Source organism: Paenibacillus sinensis (genome assembly GCF_019904155.1).
In the GTDB taxonomy this organism is placed as follows: Bacteria; Bacillota; Bacilli; order Paenibacillales; family Paenibacillaceae; genus Paenibacillus_AQ; species Paenibacillus_AQ sinensis.
Window position 1 is genome coordinate 1 of sequence record NZ_JAHCMB010000044.1, and the last position, 2,195, is coordinate 2,195.

The window sequence follows — 2,195 nt, forward strand, 5'->3', positions numbered from 1 at the left end:
TTTTTTTTTATAATTACATACGCGCACAGGTTCTGTATAGAACTTGTGTTCCCGATGTTGTCCGAAGGATTGAGCAATAAAATTAAAGGATTTTTGATTAACCGTGTTACGTTTTAATACTATAAAACACTGCACGGTGACAAAATGAGGATGATTTTGCTATCCTTAGGGTAACAAAGCAGAAAATGAAAAAGCCCCGCTCGGTGCTGTAACACCTTGCAGGGCCATGGGTCAGAGCGTAGCACCGCTCATCCCCTCACACATGGTACACTTTTTGCGGCAACCGTTGCAATAGGTCTGACGGACGTTGCTAAATTCTGTCTATGTGTGATTAAATTCACATTTACGTATGTGAAGCAGGGATTTAGGGTGCAGCTTATGGCTGCGCCTTTTTTCTTTGCCAGGAGGTTGAAATGTCAACGGTAAGCGAAATGACGTACTACACAACCGAAGCGGAGCGCATGAACACGATCACCGCGATCCAGATCCCGATGCGTAATGGAGACACGATTTATTTTTTAAATCAGATTACGCTCGGTGAAGCGCTCGTTGCCGTATCCATTTTCCTACTGCTGGCGTTTCACGTACTTAAGTGGCTGCTCAATATGGCGTGGAGGAGATGATCGGATGATAACCCTGTCAAGCTATAGCCCCCAGGCAACGGCGGGCGTTATTGGTCTGGCGATTACGGTACCCGTCGTATTAGGCATGCTAGTACGCTTCCTGGTTAAGGTGGTGGAAGCATCGAAACCTTAATTGGATCGGCGCTGATCTGGCTCCTGGGGAATCCCGACTTGCTAATTTTGCTTTGTAGCTTTACGTTCGCTCTCGGCGTGCTCCATACGATATTTTCGGTCTGGATCTACATCGAGGATAAAAAGGCGAAGGAAGGGTGGCGGGAAATCTGAACGTCAGCGACGTTTTCGACTGGGCGTTCTTCTGGCAAATGTTCCGTAACTTTATGGCTACCGTATCGCCATTTGTTATGATACCGACCGTAATCATGGCCGTTGGCTTGCTGATCGGTGTAATCATTTACGCTGTAAGGGCAGCTAGAGCATCATGATGGGCGCCGCAAGCAGTCCAACAAGTAATTTCCCGACGACCTTTTTTACCGATGAACGGCTGGCCGAAATGTGGGCCTACGTCAGATATTTTTTGGCCTACGTCCAAAAGCCGGTTATGATCATTGTCGCTCTGATCACGGCGGGCATGCTGGCCGTATTGATCGTGGGCATACCGGCCATGGCAAAGGACAAGCAGCAGGATGACGACGATGACGAGTTTGATTACTACTAAGTGAGCAAGGGGCAACCCACTCTATAAAAACAAATATTAGGAGGTATATATCCATGCCAACAGCAGCAGTTTCGGTTGACTTTACGGGAGTAACGCTCCCCTTTACGGTAGCGGACGGCCTCACGACCGCGACGGGGTTTATGAATATTTTTGGACCATGGACGCTTCTTGGCGTCGGTATACCGCTCGCTTTGATCATTATCGGGATCATCTTTTGGGTCGTAGGTAAAGGCAAACGTGCGGCAGGCACTAAGTAAACCCCGGCCCTAACACGCAATAGCCCTGACACTACGTCAGGGCTATTTTTAAAGGGAGGGGTGTATGAAACGATCTCCGCAAGCGATCATTATGCTCGTACTGATCTGGCTGCTACTGCCGCTGTCAGAGGTTCAGGCGTCCGGAATTATCACGGTCAACCTGGACAATTACTACTATGCCCATACCAATCAGCCAGGCCGAACCTACTTTAAGGACAAGTACGGCAGCACCGTAATTTACGGTGACACATCAGAGCATAACGCGCAAATCTATCAGTTATCTGTCAGTACGCAGGGATTAGGATCTGGAGACAAAGTTTATGTCATCACTCCGGATGGGGCAGAGCATTTGTATACTGGCGAGTTTTTTATGTATCTCGATCAGGTGGAGCATTTTAGCCTTGTCCTGGACAAGGCATCAAGTGGAGAAACCTATGCCAAGATGAGTCAGACCTATGTTCATGACGACAGTAACGGCGGGGCGTATCTGTATTACAACTATACGGGCACAACGCCTACCCAGTACGGCAGCCTACCGGCGGCCACGCCGACATCAACGGTTACGGCCTCAGCGACACCGACGCCCACACCGACACCAAGCCCGTCAGCCTCACCGACGCCTACGCCGATCTACGATGT

General features: G+C 49.2%; 3 protein-coding genes. All 3 read left to right on the plus strand.

Translation table 11 applies throughout. The features are described from left to right. The first annotated feature begins 413 nt into the window (after window positions 1-413). A complete protein-coding gene (locus KIH86_RS04315) occupies window positions 414-623 on the plus strand; it encodes a hypothetical protein (protein ID WP_223088679.1) in 210 nt (69 codons plus the stop codon). A gap of 729 nt (window positions 624-1,352) precedes the next feature. Further along, complete coding sequence (locus KIH86_RS04320) at window positions 1,353-1,556, plus strand: hypothetical protein (protein WP_223088681.1); 204 nt, start codon at window positions 1,353-1,355, stop codon at window positions 1,554-1,556. 64 nt (window positions 1,557-1,620) lie between these two features. Next, window positions 1,621-2,195 (plus strand): hypothetical protein (locus KIH86_RS04325; protein ID WP_223110322.1); only part of this gene is annotated, 575 nt, incomplete at its 3' end.